Source organism: Neobacillus niacini (assembly GCF_030817695.1).
GTDB classification, from domain to species: domain Bacteria; phylum Bacillota; class Bacilli; order Bacillales; family Cytobacillaceae; genus Neobacillus; species Neobacillus niacini_F.
In genome coordinates, this window is the sequence record NZ_JAUSZQ010000002.1 from 1,706,437 (window position 1) to 1,728,355 (window position 21,919).

20 protein-coding genes, 1 tRNA gene and 1 riboswitch are annotated in these 21,919 nt (G+C 39.2%); of the genes, 20 read left to right on the forward strand and 1 reads right to left on the reverse strand.

Annotated elements, in window-relative coordinates:
- Positions 1 to 58: 58 nt before the first annotated feature.
- The 4 genes from QFZ28_RS08745 to QFZ28_RS08760 all read left to right on the forward strand — a co-directional run bounded on the left by QFZ28_RS08745 (position 59) and on the right by QFZ28_RS08760 (position 5,006).
- Positions 59 to 1,036, forward strand: a complete 978-nt coding sequence (locus QFZ28_RS08745; RefSeq protein ID WP_307194266.1) for an electron transfer flavoprotein subunit alpha/FixB family protein — start codon at positions 59 to 61, stop codon at positions 1,034 to 1,036.
- A gap of 164 nt (positions 1,037 to 1,200) precedes the next feature.
- Positions 1,201 to 1,515: a thioredoxin gene (gene trxA / locus QFZ28_RS08750; RefSeq protein ID WP_283861725.1), complete on the forward strand. Its 315-nt coding sequence runs from the start codon at positions 1,201 to 1,203 to the stop codon at positions 1,513 to 1,515.
- Positions 1,516 to 1,644: 129 nt separating this feature from the next.
- On the forward strand, positions 1,645 to 3,417 hold the full coding sequence (gene uvrC / locus QFZ28_RS08755; protein WP_307194267.1) for an excinuclease ABC subunit UvrC: 1,773 nt from the start codon (positions 1,645 to 1,647) through the stop codon (positions 3,415 to 3,417).
- A gap of 69 nt (positions 3,418 to 3,486) precedes the next feature.
- Positions 3,487 to 3,664, forward strand: a riboswitch (Lysine riboswitch).
- Positions 3,665 to 3,785: 121 nt separating this feature from the next.
- Positions 3,786 to 5,006 carry an aspartate kinase gene (locus QFZ28_RS08760; RefSeq protein WP_307194268.1) on the forward strand — a complete coding sequence of 407 codons (1,221 nt, stop codon included), beginning with the start codon at positions 3,786 to 3,788 and terminating at the stop codon, positions 5,004 to 5,006.
- A 223-nt stretch (positions 5,007 to 5,229) separates the two neighbouring features.
- Here QFZ28_RS08760 and QFZ28_RS08765 read toward each other — a convergent pair whose 3' ends face one another.
- Positions 5,230 to 5,682, reverse strand: coding sequence for a YslB family protein (locus QFZ28_RS08765; protein WP_307194269.1), 453 nt, complete (start codon positions 5,680 to 5,682; stop codon positions 5,230 to 5,232).
- Between the two features lie 453 nt (positions 5,683 to 6,135).
- Between QFZ28_RS08765 and QFZ28_RS08770 the strand changes: the two genes are divergently transcribed.
- The 16 genes from QFZ28_RS08770 to lonB all read left to right on the forward strand — a co-directional run bounded on the left by QFZ28_RS08770 (position 6,136) and on the right by lonB (position 21,634).
- Positions 6,136 to 6,744, forward strand: coding sequence for a succinate dehydrogenase cytochrome b558 subunit (locus QFZ28_RS08770; RefSeq protein WP_307194270.1), 609 nt, complete (start codon positions 6,136 to 6,138; stop codon positions 6,742 to 6,744).
- A gap of 60 nt (positions 6,745 to 6,804) precedes the next feature.
- Positions 6,805 to 8,562: a succinate dehydrogenase flavoprotein subunit gene (gene sdhA, locus QFZ28_RS08775; protein ID WP_307194271.1), complete on the forward strand. Its 1,758-nt coding sequence runs from the start codon at positions 6,805 to 6,807 to the stop codon at positions 8,560 to 8,562.
- Positions 8,563 to 8,568: 6 nt separating this feature from the next.
- Entirely contained in the window at positions 8,569 to 9,330 is a 762-nt protein-coding gene (gene sdhB / locus QFZ28_RS08780) for a succinate dehydrogenase iron-sulfur subunit (protein WP_307194272.1), read from the forward strand.
- Between the two features lie 129 nt (positions 9,331 to 9,459).
- A complete protein-coding gene (locus tag QFZ28_RS08785; RefSeq protein WP_307194273.1) occupies positions 9,460 to 10,044 on the forward strand; it encodes a class D sortase in 585 nt (194 codons plus the stop codon).
- A 164-nt stretch (positions 10,045 to 10,208) separates the two neighbouring features.
- Positions 10,209 to 10,433, forward strand: coding sequence for a spore germination transcription factor GerE (gene gerE, locus QFZ28_RS08790; protein ID WP_009796032.1), 225 nt, complete (start codon positions 10,209 to 10,211; stop codon positions 10,431 to 10,433).
- 193 nt (positions 10,434 to 10,626) lie between these two features.
- Positions 10,627 to 11,076, forward strand: coding sequence for a MarR family winged helix-turn-helix transcriptional regulator (locus tag QFZ28_RS08795; protein ID WP_307194274.1), 450 nt, complete (start codon positions 10,627 to 10,629; stop codon positions 11,074 to 11,076).
- Between the two features lie 17 nt (positions 11,077 to 11,093).
- Positions 11,094 to 11,888 (forward strand): glutamate racemase, encoded by a 795-nt coding sequence (racE, locus tag QFZ28_RS08800; protein ID WP_307194275.1) that lies wholly within the window; start codon positions 11,094 to 11,096, stop codon positions 11,886 to 11,888.
- Positions 11,889 to 12,305: 417 nt separating this feature from the next.
- Positions 12,306 to 13,358 (forward strand): GerMN domain-containing protein, encoded by a 1,053-nt coding sequence (locus tag QFZ28_RS08805; RefSeq protein WP_307194276.1) that lies wholly within the window; start codon positions 12,306 to 12,308, stop codon positions 13,356 to 13,358.
- 133 nt (positions 13,359 to 13,491) lie between these two features.
- The gene (gene rph, locus QFZ28_RS08810) at positions 13,492 to 14,244 is read left to right on the forward strand and encodes a ribonuclease PH (RefSeq protein WP_307194277.1); all 753 of its coding nucleotides are present in this window, start codon (positions 13,492 to 13,494) and stop codon (positions 14,242 to 14,244) included.
- 12 nt (positions 14,245 to 14,256) lie between these two features.
- Positions 14,257 to 14,862, forward strand: coding sequence for an XTP/dITP diphosphatase (locus QFZ28_RS08815; RefSeq protein ID WP_307194278.1), 606 nt, complete (start codon positions 14,257 to 14,259; stop codon positions 14,860 to 14,862).
- 2 nt (positions 14,863 to 14,864) lie between these two features.
- On the forward strand, positions 14,865 to 15,383 hold the full coding sequence (locus QFZ28_RS08820; protein ID WP_307194279.1) for a metallophosphoesterase family protein: 519 nt from the start codon (positions 14,865 to 14,867) through the stop codon (positions 15,381 to 15,383).
- 115 nt (positions 15,384 to 15,498) lie between these two features.
- A tRNA-Arg gene (locus QFZ28_RS08825) sits at positions 15,499 to 15,575 on the forward strand.
- Between the two features lie 110 nt (positions 15,576 to 15,685).
- Entirely contained in the window at positions 15,686 to 16,717 is a 1,032-nt protein-coding gene (locus tag QFZ28_RS08830) for a tetratricopeptide repeat protein (protein WP_307194280.1), read from the forward strand.
- A gap of 153 nt (positions 16,718 to 16,870) precedes the next feature.
- Complete coding sequence (tig, locus tag QFZ28_RS08835; RefSeq protein ID WP_307194281.1) at positions 16,871 to 18,148, forward strand: trigger factor; 1,278 nt, start codon at positions 16,871 to 16,873, stop codon at positions 18,146 to 18,148.
- Positions 18,149 to 18,540: 392 nt separating this feature from the next.
- Positions 18,541 to 19,803 carry an ATP-dependent protease ATP-binding subunit ClpX gene (gene clpX, locus QFZ28_RS08840; protein ID WP_307194282.1) on the forward strand — a complete coding sequence of 421 codons (1,263 nt, stop codon included), beginning with the start codon at positions 18,541 to 18,543 and terminating at the stop codon, positions 19,801 to 19,803.
- Between the two features lie 163 nt (positions 19,804 to 19,966).
- On the forward strand, positions 19,967 to 21,634 hold the full coding sequence (lonB, locus tag QFZ28_RS08845) for an ATP-dependent protease LonB (protein WP_307194283.1): 1,668 nt from the start codon (positions 19,967 to 19,969) through the stop codon (positions 21,632 to 21,634).
- The last annotated feature ends 285 nt before the right edge of the window (positions 21,635 to 21,919 follow it).

Consider the following 21,919-nt stretch of genomic DNA (forward strand, 5'->3'; position numbering starts at 1 on the left):
AAAAATACAGGAATTCGTTCAGAATAGCCAAAAATGATTTGCACAGGAGGGTAAAGGAATGACTAGAAAAGTATTAGTATTAGGGGAAACGCGTGACGGTTCTTTACGTAATGTTTCATTTGAAGCCATTGCTGCAGCAAAAACAGTAGCCGAGGGCGGAGAAGTAGTTGGTGTTTTAATCGGTGAAAATGTTAGCGCTTTAGGAGCTGAGTTAGTACAATACGGTGCTGACCGCGTTGTTGTTGTTGAAGATGAAAAGTTAAAGCAATATACATCAGACGGTTTTGCACAAGCCTTACTTGCAGTACTTGAAAAAGAAAGCCCAGAAGGTTTAGTTTTAGGACATACTTCCCTAGGAAAGGATCTTTCCCCAAGAATAGCTGCTAAGCTATCATCGGGCTTAATTTCAGACGCAACTGCGGTTGAAGTTGCAGGTGGAAATGTTGTCTTTACGAGACCAATCTATTCTGGTAAAGCTTTTGAAAAGAAAATCGTGACTGACGGGTTAATTTTTGCAACTGTAAGACCTAATAATATTGCACCTCTTGAGAAGGATGAAAGCAGAACAGGAGAAGTTGCTTCCCTATCCGTTGACATTAAAGACCTTCGTGCGATTATCAAAGAAGTGGTAAGAAAAGCAAGTGAAGGCGTAGATTTAAGTGAAGCCAAAGTAGTTATCTCCGGCGGACGAGGTGTCAAGAGTGCCGAAGGCTTTGAACCACTTAAAGAATTAGCGAATGTATTAGGCGGTGCCGTTGGTGCTTCTCGTGGTGCCTGTGACGCTGATTATTGTGACTATTCTTTACAAATTGGTCAAACTGGTAAGGTTGTAACACCTGACTTATACATCGCTTGTGGTATTTCTGGAGCAATCCAGCATTTAGCCGGAATGTCAAACTCTAAGGTAATCGTGGCCATCAATAAAGATCCAGAAGCAAATATCTTTAAAGTAGCAGATTACGGCATTGTTGGTGATCTATTTGAAGTGGTGCCACTTTTAACAGAAGAGTTTAAAAAGCTTAAAGTTCACTCATAATATAAGGGCGAGCAGTGGCAAATTGCTCGCCTTATTACATATAATAAGCAGAATACGAAAAGTATTTTAGGGAAAATTACATCCGAGACAGATTATTAGCATGATGGTTTAAACAATGCTATACTTTCGATAGTAATTAGTAATTATTTAGGAGGCATAAACAAATGGCTATTTCAAACGTAACCGATGCAAATTTCTCTGCTGAAACAGGCTCTGGTCTTGTTCTTGCAGATTTCTGGGCTCCATGGTGTGGACCTTGTAAAATGATCGCTCCAGTTCTTGAGGAACTTGATTCCGAAATGGGCGACAAAGTTAAAATCGTTAAATTAGATGTAGACGATAACCAAGAAACAGCTGCTAAATACGGCGTTATGAGTATCCCTACATTACTTGTTTTCAAAAACGGCGAAGTAGTTGACAAAGTAGTCGGCTTCCAGCCAAAAGACGCTTTAGCAGGTGTATTAGAAAAGCACGTATAAGCATATATGACCTTAGCTAGGATAGTTCTAGCTAAGGTTTTTTATTTGGAAAAGACATTTACTTTTCTTATTTACCAGTTTGTTTTAAAATTTATAAGTATAAATTATAGACGGGGAGGGGCAGCTAGTATGAATGAGACTATTAAACAAAAATTAACACTGCTGCCTGATCAGCCTGGCTGCTACTTGATGAAGGACCGTCAGGGAACGATCATTTATGTAGGAAAAGCAAAAATACTAAAAAATCGCGTACGGTCCTATTTTACCGGGTCACATGATGGTAAAACACTGCGGCTCGTCAACGAGATTGAAGACTTTGAATATATTGTCACCTCATCCAATATCGAAGCACTGTTACTCGAATTAAATTTAATAAAAAAACACGACCCAAAATACAATGTAATGCTGAAGGATGATAAGACCTATCCGTTTATTAAATTGACAGCGGAAAGACATCCGAAACTCATCATTACAAGAAAAGTCAAAAAGGATAAAGGTAAGTACTTTGGTCCTTATCCTAACGTCATGGCAGCGAATGAAACCAAAAAGCTGTTAGACCGAATCTACCCATTACGAAAATGCTCAACTCTTCCTGACAGGGTTTGTTTGTACTACCATTTAGGGCAGTGCCTGGCACCATGTGTAAATGAAGTACATGAAGAGCAATACAAACAAATGACAGACGAAATCACCCGCTTTCTCAATGGCGGTTATAAAGAGATAAAAAAAGACCTTACTGAAAAAATGACCAGTGCTGCAGAAGAACTAGATTTTGAGCGTGCTAAGGATTTCCGAGATAAGATTATCCACATCGAAACCATCATGGAAAAACAAAAAATCACGATGACAGATTTTACGGATCGGGATGTGTTTGGCTATGCTGTTGATAAAGGGTGGATGTGTGTTCAAGTGTTCTTTGTACGCCAGGGCAAACTAATTGAACGTGACGTTTCCATGTTCCCTATCTACAATGAGCCAGAAGAAGAAATTCTTACCTTCCTAGGTCAATTTTACGAAAAATCAAATCATATTAAGCCGAAGGAAATTCTGATTCAGGATGAAATTGATTTAAATCTCGCTGAACAGCTTCTCCAGGTTAAAGTCCTAAAACCTCAGCGCGGTCAGAAAAAAGATCTTATTAAAATGGCAATCAAAAATGCAAAAATTGCATTGAATGAGAAATTCTCACTGATTGAAAAGGACGAAGTAAGGACGATAAAAGCTGTTGAAAACCTTGGTGAGCTTATGGGGATTTATACCCCTCACAGAATAGAATCTTTCGATAATTCTAATATTCAAGGGACAGATCCTGTATCTGCTATGGTTGTCTTCATTGATGGCAAGCCAAATAAGCGTGAATACAGGAAGTATAAGATTAAATCAGTTAAGGGACCTGACGATTATGAATCAATGCGTGAAGTAACAAGAAGAAGGTATTCTAGGGCATTAAAAGAGGAGCTGCCACTTCCGGACCTCATTATTATTGATGGAGGAAAAGGACATGTCGAGGCTGTAAGAGATGTCCTGGAAAATGAGCTTGGCTTAGATATTCCATTGGCTGGATTGGTGAAGGATGATAAACACAAAACCTCGCAGCTCCTATATGGGAATCCGCTTGAAATTATCCCGCTTGGAAGAAACAGCCAAGAGTTTTATCTATTACAAAGAATTCAAGATGAGGTTCACCGATTTGCGATTACCTTTCATCGTCAAACACGTGGAAAAAGTGCGTTTCAATCCCTATTGGACGACATTCCAGGTGTTGGTGAAAAACGAAAAAAGCAGCTATTAAAGGAGTTTGGTTCAGTTAAGAAAATGAAGGAAGCCACATTTGACGAGTTTAGAGCCATCGGAATTCCAGCTCCTGTAGCGGAGGAATTAGTTAAAAAACTTCAATCCTAGTGATTGTCAGAAAAATGAAGCTATGCTATAATGAGTGAAAATTATATTACTATCACTTTTAAACACTAAAGTGAAGGTAGAGGTGCGAGCTTCAATAGTAGTGATTCGGAGAAGGATGAGCTTCTGAGATGGATCATGAAAGGGGATGTTCGCCGAAGTGAAGAAAGTCTCATTTCTTTCTTTGCTGGTCTTGCATTTAATAAATGCCGGATTGTCAAGACGATTGTCTTGGAGAGCTATCTTACATTGTAGACGCAGAATTTTTTTGTGTATTCAAGCAATGAGATGCCCTCTCATTGCTTTTTTATTTTTTTTTGCGGGGAAACATATAATGATAGCTAAACCTATAACTGAAAGCAGGGGAAAAGATGGGTTTAATTGTACAAAAGTTTGGCGGTACTTCGGTTGGAAGTGTAGAAAGAATTCTAAATGTAGCACAAAGAGTAAAAGATGAAACCGATCAAGGAAATCAGGTTGTAGTGGTGGTTTCCGCTATGGGGAAATCTACTGATCAGCTGGTGGATTTAGCAAAGGCAATTTCCGCAGCTCCTAATAAACGGGACATGGATATGCTCCTAAGTACAGGAGAACAGGTGACGATTGCTTTATTGTCAATGGCTCTAAATGAACAGAATCTTCCTGCCGTTTCGTTTACTGGATGGCAGGCCGGAATTGTCACGGAGCCTGTTCATGCAAATGCCCGAATTACAACCATTAATACAGAGGCTGTAAAGAATCAGCTTGCTGAAGGTAAAGTGGTAATAGTAGCAGGTTTTCAAGGGATTACAGAAAATGGCGAAATTACTACACTTGGGCGCGGCGGTTCTGATACGACCGCTGTGGCGCTAGCAGCTGCACTAGGAGCTGATAAATGTGATATTTATACGGATGTTACTGGTGTTTTCACGACTGACCCAAGATATGTGAAGAGTGCGCGTAAATTACAGTCCGTGTCTTACGATGAAATGCTCGAACTTGCAAATTTAGGTGCAGGGGTACTGCATCCAAGGGCAGTAGAATTCGCAAAAAACTATCAAGTTCGCTTAGAAGTTCGCTCAAGTATGGAAAGAGTAGAAGGAACAGTGATTGAGGAGGAAGCAACAATGGAACAAAATCTTGTAGTCCGTGGAGTGGCATTTGAAGATGAAATCACAAAGGTGAGCGTGTTAGGACTTGCCAATTCTTTAACAAGTTTATCAACCATTTTTACAACCTTGGCTGAAAACCATTTAAACGTAGATATTATTGTTCAAAGTACAACAGAAGCAGAATCAGCAAATCTTGCTTTCTCCATTAAAACACAGGACCTTATGGAGACATTAAAAGTCCTTGAAAATAACAAAGGTGTACTGAACTACGAACAGCTGGATGCAGAAAATCAACTGGCAAAAGTATCGATCGTTGGATCAGGGATGATTTCAAACCCTGGAGTAGCCGCGAAAATGTTTGAAGTTCTAGCGGAAAACGAAATTCAAATTAAAATGGTCAGCACCTCAGAAATCAAAGTCTCAGTAGTAGTCGAAGAAAAACATATGCTTAAAGCAGTAGAAGTACTGCACCAAGCATTTGGTCTAAATAAAGAAGCATAAAAAAAGGCTATTTTCGCAATAATTTGTTGCTTTTTATTTAATTCAGTCCTGTCCGAATACGACCGAGATTCGTATTCGGACAGATTTTCCTATATGTTCAAACTGAAATAAAAAAGCCATCCTTGGAGAAAACTCCAAGGACAGCTTTTTACCCAAACTGTCCGCCTGAGGCGGACAGTGTCCACGGGTGGTGACAGGGCCCATCAACAGCACCACCAACAAACTAAATAGTATCTTTACGATCCCATTTGACGGTGAATAGGACTTTGTTTGCTTTTTTTACTGGATGTTCGAAGGTTTCGGCGATAACTTGTTTTTGGAGTTCAATTTGTTGTGCTAAGAAGCCAGCCTCAATTTGGAAGTAATGTTCTGCTTTTGATTTGACACGCGAAACGATCAGCGGGCTGACAAGTTCAAATTCAATTTCATCTTTACGTTCTTTTTTTAATTCGAGATGTCCCCATGAGGCTTTTGAGAAAAAATCGATGATTTCATCCATGCTGTTTAAAGGGTGACTGCGAGCTAGTCGCTTTCCAGCCCAATAAAGGATTTCAGGTGTGTCTTTTCCTAAGATTTCCGGCAGTATGAATTCTCGAATCAATTCATAACCAAATAGTGAAATATTTCTTGGTTCATCAGATTGTAAGGTAAGTTCGACGGCAGTACTTTCGTTCATTTTGCTTCCCCTCTTTCTACCATTCTATTATATACAATTACGGCTTTAAGTTAAGAACACTTTTTATGAAATATAGTGTAAAGCGTTAGAGTGGTAAAGGATTGTTATTTTGCAATATAATAGCATGTCTTTCATCATAATTATCATTCCCATTTAAGACAATGGGCTATTGATAAAATTGAATTATTTATTGTAATTCTACTGGATTTACTACAAAATAATTCCATTTGCAAGAATTAAAACTTATAATTTATTATAATATCAATATATTTTAAAAATTTTATTTTTTCCCGACTTTTGTGTATCCGTTTTCTTGACGCTCTTTCCCGATGGGAGTAAAATGGACTTGTCACATAATTGTCACACTGGTGCTAAGTTTGAAGATTCTTATTTACTTACAAGAAAAATAGTTGAAAGCTTAACATCATGTTAAAAATTCAAGGGGGGTTAATTATGGCAGGGAATCGAGAGTTTTTGAATCGGAGATTGCATTCTTTACTAGGAGTAATTCCAATAGGAGTATTCCTAATGCAGCATCTAGTAGTCAACAATTTTGCTACAAGAGGGCCAGAGGCCTTTAACAATGCGGCGGATTTTATGGGGAACCTTCCTTTTAGAATTGTCCTAGAAACAGTGATTATTTATTTACCAATTTTATTTCATGCAATCTATGGCCTTTATATTGCTTTTACTGCAAAAAATAATGCCGGAAAATATGGATATTTCAGAAACTGGATGTTCCTATTACAGCGTGTATCAGGTGTCATTACCTTAATCTTTATTACATGGCACGTATGGCAGACTCGCGTTGCAGCAGCATTTGGTGCGCATGTTGACTATGACATGATGGCAAATATCTTATCTTCACCATTCATGTTTGGTTTCTATGTGATTGGTGTCATTTCAACAATATTCCACTTTGCTAACGGTTTGTGGTCATTCTTTGTTAGCTGGGGTATTACTGTATCCCCACGTTCACAAGTAATTTCTACATATTTCACCATTGGCGTTTTCATCGTCCTATCAATCATAGGAATCAGCACACTTTTAGCGTTTGTTTAAAAAAATAACTTTATACGTATTGAAAAATATCGGATTTTTGGAATAAGGGAGTGAGTCACAATGAGTAAGGGTAAGGTGATTATAGTTGGTGGCGGCTTAGCCGGCTTAATGGCAACCATTAAAGTTGCAGAAGAAGGAACACCAGTAGAGTTATTTTCACTTGTTCCAGTTAAACGTTCCCACTCCGTTTGTGCCCAAGGTGGTATGAATGGAGCAGTAAATACAAAAGGAGAAGGCGATTCTCCATGGATTCACTTTGATGACACTGTTTATGGTGGAGACTTCTTGGCTAACCAGCCGCCAGTTAAGGCGATGTGTGAAGCAGCACCAGGAATTATTCACTTAATGGACCGGATGGGTGTTATGTTTAACCGAACTCCAGAAGGACTTTTGGACTTCCGCCGTTTCGGGGGTACACAGCATTCACGAACAGCATTTGCTGGTGCGACTACAGGTCAGCAGCTGCTATATGCATTGGACGAGCAGGTTCGTCGTCATGAGGTAGCAGGATTAGTAACAAAGTACGAAGGCTGGGAATTCTTAGGTGCAGTTGTCGATGACGATGGTGTTTGCCGAGGAATCGTTGCTCAAAACCTCACAACAATGGAGATTAAATCCTTTGCTGGTGATGCTGTTATTATGGCAACCGGCGGCCCTGGAATCATCTTCGGAAAAACAACTAACTCTGTTATTAATACAGGTTCTGCTGCTTCTATCGTATATCAACAAGGTGCATATTACGCTAATGGTGAAATGATTCAGATTCACCCAACTGCTATTCCTGGGGATGATAAACTTCGTTTAATGAGTGAATCTGCCCGTGGTGAAGGCGGACGTGTTTGGACATATAAAGACGGAAAACCTTGGTACTTCTTAGAGGAGAAATATCCTGCGTACGGAAACTTAGTACCACGTGATATTGCAACACGTGAAATTTTCTCTGTCTGTGTGGATCAGAAGTTAGGTATTAATGGCGAAAACATGGTATACCTAGATCTTTCACATAAGGATCCAAAAGAATTAGACATTAAACTTGGTGGAATCATTGAAATCTATGAAAAATTCATGGGTGATGACCCTCGTAAAGTTCCAATGAAAATTTTCCCTGCCGTGCACTATTCTATGGGCGGGCTATGGGTTGATTATGACCAAATGACAAATATTCCTGGACTTTTTGCTGCTGGTGAGTGTGATTATTCACAGCATGGCGCCAATCGTTTAGGAGCGAATTCATTACTTTCTGCTATTTATGGCGGTATGGTCGTGGGACCGAATGCTGTTAGATATATCAAAGGTCTAGAGAAGAGTTCAGATGCCGTATCATCTACTTTATTTGATCGTCATGTGAAGGAACAAGAAGCTAAGTGGGCATCCATCATGTCTCTAAATGGTACAGAAAATGCGTACGTTCTTCATAAAGAACTTGGCGAATGGATGACTGATAATGTAACAGTTGTTCGCCACAACGACAGACTATTAAAGACAGATGATAAGATTCAAGAGTTATTAGAACGTTATAAAAATATCAACATTCAAGATACAAGCAAGTGGAGTAATCAAGGGGCAACCTTTACGCGTCAGTTACAAAACATGCTTCAATTGGCACGTGTTATCACAATCGGTGCTTACAATCGTAATGAAAGCCGCGGGGCGCATTATAAGCCTGAATTCCCGAACCGTGATGATGAAAACTTCTTAAAAACAACAATGGCAAAATTTGTTGATAGCTCTTCTGCACCAGCTTTCCATTACGAGGAAATTGACGTTTCCTTAATCAAGCCTCGTGAACGAAACTATGCCAAAAAGAAAGGGGAGTAGGAACACATGTCTGAAAATAAAACAGTAAAATTTATTGTTACCCGTCAAGATAGCCCTGATTCTGCTCCTTATGAAGAGGAGTTTGAACTAGCCTATCGTCCGAATATGAACGTAATTTCTGCATTAATGGAAATTCGTAGAAACCCTGTCAATACACAGGGACAAGATACTACTCCAATTACGTGGGATAGTAACTGTCTTGAAGAAGTTTGCGGAGCTTGTTCAATGGTGATTAATGGAAAGCCGCGCCAATCATGTTCGGCACTTGTCGATCAGCTTGAGCAGCCAATCCGTTTAGAGCCAATGAGAACATTCCCGGTTGTGCGTGACCTTCAGGTTGACCGCAGCAGAATGTTTGACGCATTAAAGAAAGTAAAAGCTTGGATTCCGATTGATGGAACATATGATTTAGGACCTGGTCCTCGTATGCCAGAGAAAAAGCGTCAATGGGCTTACGAACTTTCAAAATGTATGACATGTGGTGTCTGCCTTGAAGCTTGTCCGAATGTAAACAGCAATTCAAGCTTTATTGGACCTCAGCCTCTTTCACAGGTACGTTTGTTCAATGCTCATCCAACAGGTGAAATGAATAAAGCTGAACGTTTAGAAGCAATTATGGGAGATGGAGGACTTGCGAACTGTGGTAACTCGCAGAACTGCGTACAGTCATGTCCGAAAGGAATTCCATTAACGACTTCAATTGCAGCATTAAACCGTGATACAACAATCCAAGCATTCAGAAACTTCTTCGGAAGCGATCACGCATAATTCTTAAAACCTCCTTTTCTACTACGAAAAGGGGGTTTTACTTATCTTAGAGACAGGGACTTTTGAATAGCCTTTTGGTATACTAATAGTAACGTGATTTTTAAGTTAGAAAAAGGATGGTACCTGAGGGTGAAAAAGCTTCCGTTATTAATCATTTTGGCAGGACTAGTTGTAATCGGAATCGGAGTATGGCAAATCGTTGAAACGAATCTTATGACTGACGCTTCACTAAAAGAAGCTAAAAAAATAGTAGCACAGGCAGAGTCTAAATATGATGAGGAAGAACCCTTTAAGAACCCTAAAAAAATCGATCCTCCTAAATTCGGTGATACGGTAGGTTTGTTGACGATACCGAAAATTAAATCTGAATTAGCGATTGTTGAAGGCACCGACCCGAATGATTTAAAAAAAGGAGTTGGGCATTATAAGGGATCGTACTTCCCAGGTGAAAATGGACAGATTGTTTTATCTGGACATCGAGATACTGTATTTCGTCGTTTAGGTGAGCTAGAGCCTGGAGACATCTTTGAAGTACAAATGCCAAATGGGAAATTCAAATATGAATTAACGAATACGAAGATTGTAGATGCAGAAGATCGGACAATTATTACCTTGCAAAATACAAAGGAAGAATTAATCGTTATCACGTGTTATCCATTCCGTTTTGTAGGTAACGCCCCACAACGCTATATTATATATGCTAAACCAATTTAAAGTCCTTTTAACAGAAGGACTTTTTTAATTGATTTTTTTTACAAAATTATTCTCCTTAAAGCATTTCTAGTCACTCCAGTTGTGTTATTCACATATGATATCGTGACTAAATATATACCCACCCCACGGTTCATAACTGGCGAAGGCAAGGAGGGTCACAATACTTGAAGGAGAATGAATATACTCACAAGCCGTTACTCACCAAACGTGAAAGAGAAGTATTCGAACTCTTAGTACAGGATAAAACTACTAAGGAAATCGCTGGTGAATTATTTATAAGCGAGAAGACGGTTCGAAATCATATTTCCAATGCTATGCAAAAGCTTGGTGTTAAGGGGCGTTCACAAGCAGTTGTAGAGCTCCTTCGTATGGGAGAGCTAGAACTTTAATCATGACCGGCATCCTGCGGGAGGCCGGTTCATGTTTTTATAAGTGGAAAACATAGATATACATATGAATTTGCAGTGGCATATGTTTCAACTTGAAATTTCATCGAAAAAAGTGGAAAATAGAGCAAGATGAAGGAACGGCTAAGTTTACGAAAACAAGGCAAAGGGAGCCTCATATAGGAGTGTTATAGAAATGACTGTCGAAAACTCACAAAAGGTTAGCGCTGATATTGTCGCAAGGATAGAAAAAGATCTGCGCTATATTTCAGGTATTATTAAGCAAAAAGGCAGAGAAATGCTCAGCCATTATAAAATTACCCCGCCCCAATTTGTGGCACTGCAGTGGCTATTTGAAGATGGCGATATGACCATTGGAGAGCTGTCTACTAAAATGTATTTGGCCTTTAGTACGACAACCGACCTTGTCGACCGGATGGAAAAAAATCAACTGGTTGTACGGGTAAAGGATCCTAAGGATCGCCGTGTTGTCAGAATACACCTGCTTGAAGAAGGCGAAAGAATAATAGACGAAGTAATAAAGAAACGTCAAGTGTACTTAGAAGAAGTTCTAACCAATTTCTCATTAGAGGAAATTCAACAGCTTCAAACCAACTTGATGAAACTGCATGAAGATATGCGTTAAAAAAAGAGGCGAAAATTTTGAAACATCCAATTGGTGTCATAGATTCCGGAGTTGGTGGATTAACGGTTGCAAAAGAGATTATGAGACAGCTTCCGAATGAGAAAATTATATACTTAGGGGATACGGCAAGGTGCCCATACGGCCCTAGACCTTTGAAGGAAGTAAAAAGATTCACCTGGGAACTAACAACATTTTTGTTAGAAAAAAATATTAAAATGCTTGTCATTGCCTGTAATACGGCAACGGCAGCCGTTTTGGACGAAATTAGAAATGAGCTAAGCATACCAGTGATTGGAGTAATTTACCCTGGTGCACGTACTGCTATCAAGCGGACAAAAAACTACCGGGTAGGGATTATTGGTACAGAAGGTACAATCAAAAGTGGTGCCTACGAAAAAGCGTTGAAAGCACTAAACAGCCGGTTATATGTGACTGGACAAGCCTGTCCGAAGTTCGTTCCTCTCGTTGAGAGTGGTGAATATGATGGGGAGATTGCTGAAAGAATTGTCATCGAAGCGCTAAAGCCTTTGCAAAATCAAAATTTAGATACGCTAATCCTCGGGTGCACCCATTACCCTTTGCTAGAACCTCTTATTCAAAAAGTGATGGGTGAAAGGGTGAATGTGATCTCCTCAGGAGATGAAACAGCAAGGGAAATTAGTGCTATTCTTCAGTATAACAATATACTCGAAGCAGATGAAAATGAACCAGAGCATGAATTTTATACGACGGGATCTAGGTATATCTTTTCAAAAATTGCTTCGCAGTGGCTCGGATTACCTATTAATAATGTTAAAAAGATTAAATTATAATTAAGTTCCTATTAGAGGAGCTTATTTTTTTTGAGGCTCTGTTAAAACTGAATGTTGATTTCACAGTGTTTGGAAAATAAGCGGAGAATTTCCGTTTATATTGGGAAATACCCATATTTCCTTAAAAATAGGCGGAGTTTTTCCGCTTATTGTATCTAAATCCTTGGATTTTGTCTTATTTAAAGCAGTTAACCGGAATATCTCCGCTTATATCTGCTTCTTAAGCTTCCTCTATATACAATAGCCGGAAATTCTCCGCCTATGAATTCTCAACCCTACACGAAAATCAACAATAAATAATAACAGAGCCTTTTTTTAAAAATAAAAGAATGTCCTATTTTTCTTTCTAAAGGCGGTCTAATTATTTTCATAGGCTCGTATACATAGTAGTACAAACTGTCTTAGGAGGGAAAAAATATGTCTAAAAATAAAGTAAAACCCCTTGTTACAGCCGTTTTTGCTTCAACACTTCTATTATCGGGGTGTGGTTTGTTCGGTAGTGAAGAGCAGAAAAAGGTGGATCCACCAAAGCAGGTTACAGTAACCGATACAAACCCGACTAAGGAAACCACCGGTAAGAGTGAGAGTGAAAAAGTCGAAGGAACAGTAAAAACAGAGTTATACTTAATTAATAAAGATGGGTTAGTGGTGCCACAAACACTAACACTGCCAAAAACTTCTTCTGTAGCGAAGCAAGCCTTAGAATACTTGGTTGCAAACGGACCAGTTACCGAATTGCTGCCTAATGATTTCCGTGCGGTGCTGCCAGAAGAAACTCAAGTTTCCGTTAACATTAAAGATGGTGTAGCCGTGGTCGACTTCTCGAAGGAGTTTAAGAACTATCAGCCTGAAGATGAAAGAAAGATCCTTGAGGCGGTAACCTGGACACTCACTCAATTTGATACAGTGAAAAAGGTAAAGCTTCAGATGAACGGACATGACCTAACCGAAATGCCTGTCAATGGAACACCAATCAGTGAGAATTTATCAAGAGCCACAGGTATCAATCATGATACTGCCGATGTGACGGATATTACGAATACTAAGCCTGTTACCGTTTATTATATTGGTGGTGAAGAAGGGAATTATTATTATGTACCTGTTACAAAACGGGTTAACACGAGCGAAAAGAATAACGTCGTCGCAGTTGTCAATGAACTGGTAAAAGGACCAAATGTAAAATCTAATTTGGCTTCAGAGTTTATGCCTGACGTAGAACTTCTAGAAGCTCCGAAAATTGAAGATGGAAAGGTAACCTTAAACTTTAATGAATCCATTTATGGAAGCTTTGAAGAAAAAATTGTTTCTGAACATTTACTAAACACGCTTGTCCTTTCATTAACGGAACAAAAGGGAATTGAAAGTGTTGCGGTTACAGTAGATGGCAAGGCAGAATTGGTCAACGATAAGGGTGTAAAATTATCTGAGCCAGTCACTCGTCCAGAAAAAGTCAATACAGGTAGTTTCTAAAAATAGATTTTTGATATACTATATAGTGACAATCAGGGAGGTTGCCTTTAGGCTTCCTCTTCTTTATTTGATTTTTAGAGATTGCCTGAAAAACGATGGGAGAGGTATTCCCATCCACAAGGAGGAAACAGTTGTGCGTGTTGATGGAAGAGAACGACTGCAATTAAGACCCATACATATTGAAACAGGTTATTTAATGCACCCGGAAGGCTCTGTCCTTATTTCCGTAGGGAATACAAAGGTAATTTGTACAGCAAGCATTGAGGAAAGAGTCCCGCCTTTTATGCGCGGAGAAGGCAAAGGCTGGATTACCGCAGAATATTCGATGCTGCCTCGTGCAACGGAAACAAGAAACATTCGTGAATCTTCAAAAGGGAAGGTCACGGGAAGAACAATGGAGATCCAGCGCTTAATTGGAAGAGCATTAAGAGCCATTGTTGACTTGTCTGCACTAGGAGAAAGAACGGTCTGGATTGATTGTGATGTCATTCAAGCAGATGGTGGAACAAGGACTGCTTCGGTTACAGGAGCATTTGTCGCGATGGCGATTGCCCTTCATCGACTCGGTGAGAAAAAGGGTACAAAGTTCCCAATTACAGATTATTTGGCCGCTACCAGTGTTGGAATTTTAAAAAATAACGAAACCGTTCTAGATTTAAATTACGCTGAGGATTCTAAAGCACTAGTCGATATGAATATTGTGATGACAGGAAATGGTGAATTCGTAGAATTACAGGGAACCGGCGAAGAATCTACTTTCTCTTACCAACAGCTGCAGGACCTTTTAGGTGCAGCTCAGGAAGGGCTTATGGAGCTGTTTGAACATCAAAAGAGTGCGTTAGGGGAAGAAATCACAGCCAAAATTGAAGCGAGACGAAAGAAATAAGGGGATACAGAGATGAAAGAGGTTATCATTGCAACCAAAAATCCCGGCAAGGCCAGGGAATTTGAACATATTTTTGCACCAAGAGGGATAGCAGTCAAGACACTGCTTGATTATCCTGAAATAGAGGATGTAGAAGAAACAGGTACATCTTTTGAAGAAAACGCCACATTAAAAGCAGAAGCTGTTTCACGGCGATTGAATAAAATGGTGATTGGCGATGATTCTGGCTTAATCGTAGACGCATTAGAAGGAAGACCGGGAATTTTTTCAGCACGTTATGCCGGTGAGCCTAAGGACGATCAGAAAAACCTTGAAAAAGTACTGCTTGAATTACAGGGTGTTGCTGAAGAAGAGCGTACGGCTAGATTTTATTGTGCACTTGCTGTAGCTGTGCCAGGGAAAGAAACCATTACCGTAGCCGGGACATGTGAAGGACGAATTCTCGAGGAACCAAGGGGAACAAATGGATTTGGGTATGATCCTGTTTTTTACGTGCCGGAAAAAGGGCACGCGATGGCAGAACTATCTTCCGATGAAAAGAATAAAATAAGTCATCGAGCGAATGCTTTGAAAAAGCTTGAAGGTATGTTAGATTCAATTGTGGAAAGAGCGGAATAATCATGAGCAAAGTTCTAGTTGTTAGTGATAGCCATGGCTTAACGAATGAGCTCGAAATTCTAAGAGAGCGGCACATGAACGAAGTAGATTTAATGATCCATTGTGGAGATTCTGAAATGATGCCTGAAGATAGTGTGATGAATGGTTATTTGACTGTGAAAGGAAATTGCGATTTTGGCAGCTATCCATTAGAAACAACAACGGAGATTGCTGGACGTAAGTTCTTTGTTACTCATGGTCACAAGTATTCAGTAAAGTCGTCATTAATGAATTTACAATACAAGGCAGCAGAGATAGATGCAGATATTGTCTGTTTCGGACACTCCCATGTATTGGGAGTAGAAGTTATTGGGAATACATTGTTCTTGAACCCTGGAAGCATACGTATGCCAAGAGGACGCTTAGAAAAAACGTATGTCATTTTAGAGTTATTAGATGAAAAAATTAAAATGTCTGTCTATGACATCAGTGGACGTGAACTAAAAGATTTAGCCTTTGAATTTGATTTGCCAAAAAAATGAGGGAAGATTTATTTCTTCCCCTCCATTATTATTTTTTTAAAAAAAGTTTCGAAATGATGTTGACTTTCATAAATATGGATTATATAATAAATCTTGTCTTTGAAAATCTTATTACGTCCCAGTAGCTCAGCCGGATAGAGCATACGCCTTCTAAGCGTACGGTCGGGAGTTCGAATCTCTCCTGGGACGCCATTTAACTACATACCATAAATATTACTCACCTTTAGAAGGTGAGTTTTTTTGTTTTTCTTAAAATTCATGCTACACTAATTCCCATATAAATGCAGAGGACGGTACAATGTATGAAAAAACGGGAACGAGCGAAACGGAAAGATAATATTATATTCCTTCCCGGACTCGAAAAGAGATTAACGGATAAGGGGCTTGAGAACCTTCACAACAAGAGATACCAAGAAGCGATTACCTTGCTTGAGGAAGCGAGAGTTCATGACCCAGAAAATAGTGACATATTAATTGGCCTCGTGCTCGCGTACTTTGAAGCAGGAGCTTATATAAAAGCAAAAGAACTTGCGAATGAAATGCTGTTAAAGGGCATCGGCGATTATTTTCATATGGTCGATCTGTATCTGACCATCTTAATACAGCTGCATGAATATCAAGAAATCGTTTCAACCATTGAAGCCCTGTTTGACGAAAAAGAGATTCCACCGGACAGGCATGATCATTTTCTCACCATCCTGCAATTTAGCAAACGAATGGCTGATAATAGTCAGCAGGAACCAATGGACATGGAAGAAGCAAAAGAAGAGATTCAGCCGAAAAAACTTAATCTACCTTTACTAAAAAATTTAAATGAGCAAATGATCGCAATCTCTAGTCTGGCCGATAAAAATATTCGTCCCTATATGGATGAAATCAAAGAATATCTTAACTCCGATTCTGGTCACCCTTTCTTAAAAACTATGCTTCTGAGCCTATTAAAAGAGCAGGAATATGATAAGAATATAGCAATTAGAAAGTTTAGTGAGGACTTAAGCGTTGTTCCCACAGAACTTCCAGACATTCAAACACAGCCGAGAATGAAGGAAATAGAAAATATACTAAAAGCAAAATTAGAAAATAGTGACCCGGTTCTATTTGAAAATATGAAAGGGATGGTAGAAAGGATTTTCTTTATAAGTTATCCTTTCGAGTTCAAGCCTGATGCCGCGAGAGCCTGGGCTGCAGCTTTTCACCTGCTAGTTCTTAATTACCTAGGCGGAGATTCCGATGTTGATGATATTTCAAATGAGTACGAGATTTCTACTGAAAAAATAGAGCAGGCACTCGCAAAAATTACAGAATTAGAAGAAATTTCTTATCCCAATATATAGGTAACTCTGTTGAAAGAAAAAAATCCTGTGTTATAATGTAAGGGTTGCATTGTGTAAAACTATTTTTTACATAAAAAAGTGGATCATGTACAAGACATATCCTACCAAATTCGTTACGAATGAAATGATAATAGATTGTTGGAGGGAAATAGAATGACAGTAAAATGGGAAAAGTTAGAAGGAAACACTGGTGTTCTTACTGTTGAAGTAAGCGCAGAAAAAGTAAATGAAGGCTTAACTGCAGCTTTTAATAAAGTTGTTAAGACAGTAAATGTACCTGGCTTCCGTAAAGGAAAAATGCCTCGCCAAATGTTCGAAAAGCGTTTTGGTGTAGAATCTCTTTATCAAGATGCTTTAGATATTCTTCTTCCAGAAGCGTACGGAAATGCGATTGACGAAGCAGGAATCGAGCCAATCGACCGTCCTGATATCGACATCGAGCAAATGGAAAAAGGCAAAGAACTTATCTTCAAAGCGACTGTACAAGTTAAGCCTGAAGTAACATTAGGCGAATATAAAGGTTTAGAAGTAGAAGAGTTCGACACAACTGTAACAGATGAAGATGTAGCAAAAGAATTAGAAACTCTTCAAAACCGTCAAGCTGAGCTTGTTGTAAAAGAAGAAGGTACTGCTGAACTTGGCGATACTGTTGTTCTTGACTTTGAAGGATTTGTTGATGGAGAAGCTTTCGAAGGTGGAAAAGCTGAAAATCATTCACTTGAATTAGGTTCTGGTTCATTCATTCCAGGATTTGAAGAGCAGTTAGTAGGAGTAGCGACTGGCGAATCTAAAGATGTAGAAGTATCTTTCCCTGAAGAGTACCATGCAGCTGAACTTGCAGGTAAGCCAGCGGTATTTAAAGTAACGGTTCATGAAATCAAGGGTAAAGAACTTCCAGCATTAGATGACGAGTTTGCTAAAGATGTTGATGACGAAGTTGAAACATTAGACGCATTAAAAGAAAAAATCAGAACTCGTTTAGAAAACAGCAAGAAGCACGAAGCTGAGCACCACTTACGTGATTCTTTAGTTGAAAAAGCTGCTGAGAATGCACAAGTTGATATTCCAGAAGTTATGGTTACAAATGAAGTTAACCGTATGCTTCAAGAATTCGAACAACGCCTGCAAATGCAAGGTATGAACCTTGAGCTTTACTTCCAATTCTCAGGTCAAGATGAAAATGCTTTACGTGAGCAAATGAAAGAAGAAGCGGTAAACCGTGTTCGCGTTGCGTTAACGCTTGAAGCAATTGCTAAAGCTGAAAACATTGAAGTATCTGACGAAGATGTAAATGCTGAGCTTGAGAAAATGGCTGGCATGTACAACATGACTGTAGATAACATTAAGGCAGCACTTGGCGGCGTTGATGGAATCAAAGGTGATCTTCAAAAACAAAAAGCGGTTGAATTCTTAATCGAAAATAAAAAATAATAAGTATTGTTAAAACATGGCACGAGTTTATCGTGCCTGTTTTTATACATTTTTTCAATTACATATTATAATAAGTACAGGGAAACCTTTTTAACAAGCAGGCAGGAAAAACAGAATTACATAGCGAATTAAGTAAAACCGGCTTTATCAAAGATTTAATTTGTTGAAAAGTGGTTATGCTTATTGGGTACATAGGAATGATTTAAAGGCGTCCAAACAAAAATCCGCTTTCACAAAACATAGTTAAAGAAGGCTTTTTATTACCAGTCCGCTGGGTCCATGTGTTACAATGCAATACATACCACTGAATCGTATCGAAAAAATGAAATGATTTTTGTTTGTGTTACGCAACTTTAAATAGTGTTACAACACGTTTTCAAGGGGTGAAAGAATTGTTTAAATTTAATGATGAAAAAGGCCAATTAAAGTGTTCCTTCTGTGGAAAGACACAAGACCAAGTTCGTAAATTGGTGGCCGGACCAGGTGTTTATATATGTGACGAGTGTATCGAACTTTGTACAGAAATCGTTGAAGAAGAGCTAGGAACAGAAGAAGAAGTAGAATTTAAAGACGTTCCAAAGCCAAAAGAAATCTGTGAAATTCTTGATGAATACGTCATTGGTCAGGACCAAGCAAAAAAATCGCTTTCGGTTGCGGTTTACAATCATTACAAGCGTATCAATTCTAATAGTAAGATTGATGATGTTGAGCTCTCTAAGAGTAATATCTGTATGATTGGACCAACTGGCAGCGGGAAAACGTTATTAGCTCAGACATTAGCGCGAATTCTTAATGTTCCGTTTGCAATCGCAGATGCAACGTCTCTAACAGAAGCTGGTTATGTTGGGGAAGATGTTGAAAATATTCTTTTAAAATTGATTCAAGCTGCTGATTACGATGTGGAAAAAGCTGAAAAGGGTATTATTTATATTGATGAAATTGATAAAATTGCCCGTAAATCAGAAAATCCTTCGATCACAAGAGATGTTTCTGGTGAAGGTGTACAGCAAGCTTTATTAAAAATTCTAGAAGGTACGGTTGCGAGCGTTCCACCTCAAGGCGGACGTAAACATCCACACCAAGAATTCATTCAAATCGATACAACAAATATTCTATTTATTTGCGGTGGTGCGTTTGATGGTATCGAACCAATCATTAAGCGCCGCTTAGGTCAAAAGGTTATTGGTTTTGGCTCTGATGTTAAACAACAACAGGAAATTACGCAGAAAGAGCTTCTTTCTAAAGTATTACCTGAGGACTTACTCCGCTTCGGTTTAATTCCTGAATTTATCGGTCGTCTGCCTGTTATTGCAAGTCTTGAGCAGTTAGATGAATCAGCATTAATTGAAATCTTAACGAAGCCTAAGAACGCATTAGTTAAGCAATATCAAAAAATGCTTGAAATCGATGAAGTGGAATTGGAATTCGAGGAAGGCGCACTAAGTGAAATCGCGAAGAAAGCGATTGAACGTAAGACAGGTGCCCGTGGATTACGTTCGATTATTGAAGGAATTATGCTCGATGTCATGTTTGACCTTCCTTCTCGTGATGATATTCAGAAGTGTATCATTACGAAAGAAACGGTTATCGACAACAGTGTTCCAAAGCTTGTTTTAGAAGACGGAACCGTTGTAGCAGAAGAAAAATCTGCTTAATCAAATCAAACTAGGAGAACCCAGTTAAATCGCTGGGTTCTTTTTTTCTGTAGATTATACTTGCCAACAAAATCAGTTTCTTACAATTTGTGGTTTATTCCCTCTCTATGCAGGAAATACTTATAGATAACTACTTAAGTTTACTGTAGCAGGAGGGAAAATTATGAGTTGGACGGGGATTGCCTTATTTATACAGCTGTTTTTTGGAATTATCATCGGGCTGTATTTTTGGAATTTGCTAAGGAACCAACGTACACAAAAGGTTTCCATTGATCGGGAATCCCGCAAGGAAATGGAACAGCTTCGTAAGATGAGATCCATATCATTAACAGAGCCATTAGCTGAAAAAGTACGCCCAACAAGCTTCCAAGATATTGTTGGACAAGAAGATGGGATAAAGTCATTGAAAGCAGCATTATGCGGTCCAAATCCTCAGCATGTCATTATTTATGGACCACCAGGGGTAGGGAAAACTGCTGCTGCACGATTAGTTTTAGAAGAAGCGAAAAAAAATCAAAAATCTCCATTTAAGCAAAACTCTGTCTTCATTGAATTAGATGCGACAACTGCTCGGTTTGATGAAAGAGGTATTGCCGATCCGCTAATTGGGTCTGTTCATGATCCGATTTATCAAGGTGCAGGGGCAATGGGACAAGCGGGGATTCCACAGCCAAAGCAAGGGGCGGTTACCAATGCTCACGGCGGTGTATTATTTATTGATGAGATAGGTGAGCTGCACCCGATTCAAATGAACAAGCTCTTAAAGGTTCTTGAGGATCGAAAGGTATTTCTTGAAAGTGCCTATTATCATGAAGAAAATAATCAGATTCCTACACATATCCATGATATTTTTAAAAATGGACTCCCGGCAGATTTTCGCTTAATTGGTGCAACTACAAGAACTCCAAGTGAAATTCCACCTGCGATTCGTTCACGCTGTATGGAGGTTTTTTTCAGAGACTTAACGCAAGAGGAAATCATTCAAGTAGGGCAAAAAGCAGCTGAAAAAGTGAATCTGGATATTAGTGAAACCGGATTATCTATTTTATCTACATATGCAAGAAATGGGCGCGAAGCCGTTAATATGATTCAAATTTCTGCAGGGCTGGCCATTACCGATGAGCGCAAATTTATCAAAGACGAAGATTTAGAATGGGTCGCTCATTCCAGTCAACTGTCACCAAGAATGGAAAGAAAGATAAATGACGATTCCCGAGTCGGTCTTGTAAATGGACTAGCGGTCTATGGGCCAAATACAGGGGCACTGCTTGAAATCGAAGTAACGGTTATCCCTGCCAAGGATAAGGGAACAATTAATATTACTGGGATTGTCGATGAAGAAAGCATTGGTGGACAAGGGAAATCCATCCGCAGAAAAAGTATGGCACGCGGTTCGATTGAAAATGTTATTACCGTTCTCAGGTCAATGGGTGTCCCAGCTGGTGATTTTGATATTCATGTAAATTTTCCAGGGGGGGTTCCAATTGATGGTCCGTCTGCAGGAATTGCAATGGCAACGGGTATTTATTCTGCCATTTACAAAATACCGATTGATAACAAAGTGGCGATGACAGGAGAAATTAGCATTCATGGAAATGTGAAACCAATTGGTGGTGTATACCCTAAGGTAAAGGCCGCTCAAAAGGCAGGTGCCACAACCGTTATCATCCCTGAAGAAAATATGCAATCGATATTAAATGAGATCAAGGGAATTCGGATTGTACGGGTTACCCATTTGAGTGAAGTTTTTGACGTTGCACTCGTCAATCATTTGGCACACAATCAAGTGATTCCAGCGTCCATCGAGCTCTCTAAAAAAGAATCCATTTAATGATAACACTTCGGTTGTCTGACCGAAGTGTTTTTTTATGAAAGAAATCGTCCTCCTTGGGGAAAATTAATTATATTGACAAGCAGAACTTATGGCTTTCTTATCTAGCTGTGGCTCCTAGGGGCTCGATGCAAATAACCTTCCCCCAAAAAGTCAAAAAGCGACTTTTAGGGTGAAGAACATTTGCCTAGTCGCCCCTGGGCAGTCGCCTCGCTTCTAATTGTATTATTAGACACGTATTTGCAAATGAGATAGAATTGTACAAAGACGATTTCTGCTATTTAT

Coding starts and splice junctions, on each gene's coding strand:
- lonB (WP_307194283.1), top strand. CDS start 19,967: ATGAGTTGGACGGGGATTGCCTTATTTATACAGCTGTTTTTTGGAATT.
- QFZ28_RS08795 (WP_307194274.1), top strand. CDS start 10,627: ATGACTGTCGAAAACTCACAAAAGGTTAGCGCTGATATTGTCGCAAGG.
- sdhA (WP_307194271.1), top strand. CDS start 6,805: ATGAGTAAGGGTAAGGTGATTATAGTTGGTGGCGGCTTAGCCGGCTTA.
- QFZ28_RS08765 (WP_307194269.1), bottom strand. CDS start 5,682: ATGAACGAAAGTACTGCCGTCGAACTTACCTTACAATCTGATGAACCA.
- QFZ28_RS08770 (WP_307194270.1), top strand. CDS start 6,136: ATGGCAGGGAATCGAGAGTTTTTGAATCGGAGATTGCATTCTTTACTA.
- tig (WP_307194281.1), top strand. CDS start 16,871: ATGACAGTAAAATGGGAAAAGTTAGAAGGAAACACTGGTGTTCTTACT.
- uvrC (WP_307194267.1), top strand. CDS start 1,645: ATGAATGAGACTATTAAACAAAAATTAACACTGCTGCCTGATCAGCCT.
- QFZ28_RS08820 (WP_307194279.1), top strand. CDS start 14,865: ATGAGCAAAGTTCTAGTTGTTAGTGATAGCCATGGCTTAACGAATGAG.
- trxA (WP_283861725.1), top strand. CDS start 1,201: ATGGCTATTTCAAACGTAACCGATGCAAATTTCTCTGCTGAAACAGGC.
- QFZ28_RS08760 (WP_307194268.1), top strand. CDS start 3,786: ATGGGTTTAATTGTACAAAAGTTTGGCGGTACTTCGGTTGGAAGTGTA.
- QFZ28_RS08815 (WP_307194278.1), top strand. CDS start 14,257: ATGAAAGAGGTTATCATTGCAACCAAAAATCCCGGCAAGGCCAGGGAA.
- QFZ28_RS08830 (WP_307194280.1), top strand. CDS start 15,686: ATGAAAAAACGGGAACGAGCGAAACGGAAAGATAATATTATATTCCTT.
- QFZ28_RS08805 (WP_307194276.1), top strand. CDS start 12,306: ATGTCTAAAAATAAAGTAAAACCCCTTGTTACAGCCGTTTTTGCTTCA.
- sdhB (WP_307194272.1), top strand. CDS start 8,569: ATGTCTGAAAATAAAACAGTAAAATTTATTGTTACCCGTCAAGATAGC.
- QFZ28_RS08745 (WP_307194266.1), top strand. CDS start 59: ATGACTAGAAAAGTATTAGTATTAGGGGAAACGCGTGACGGTTCTTTA.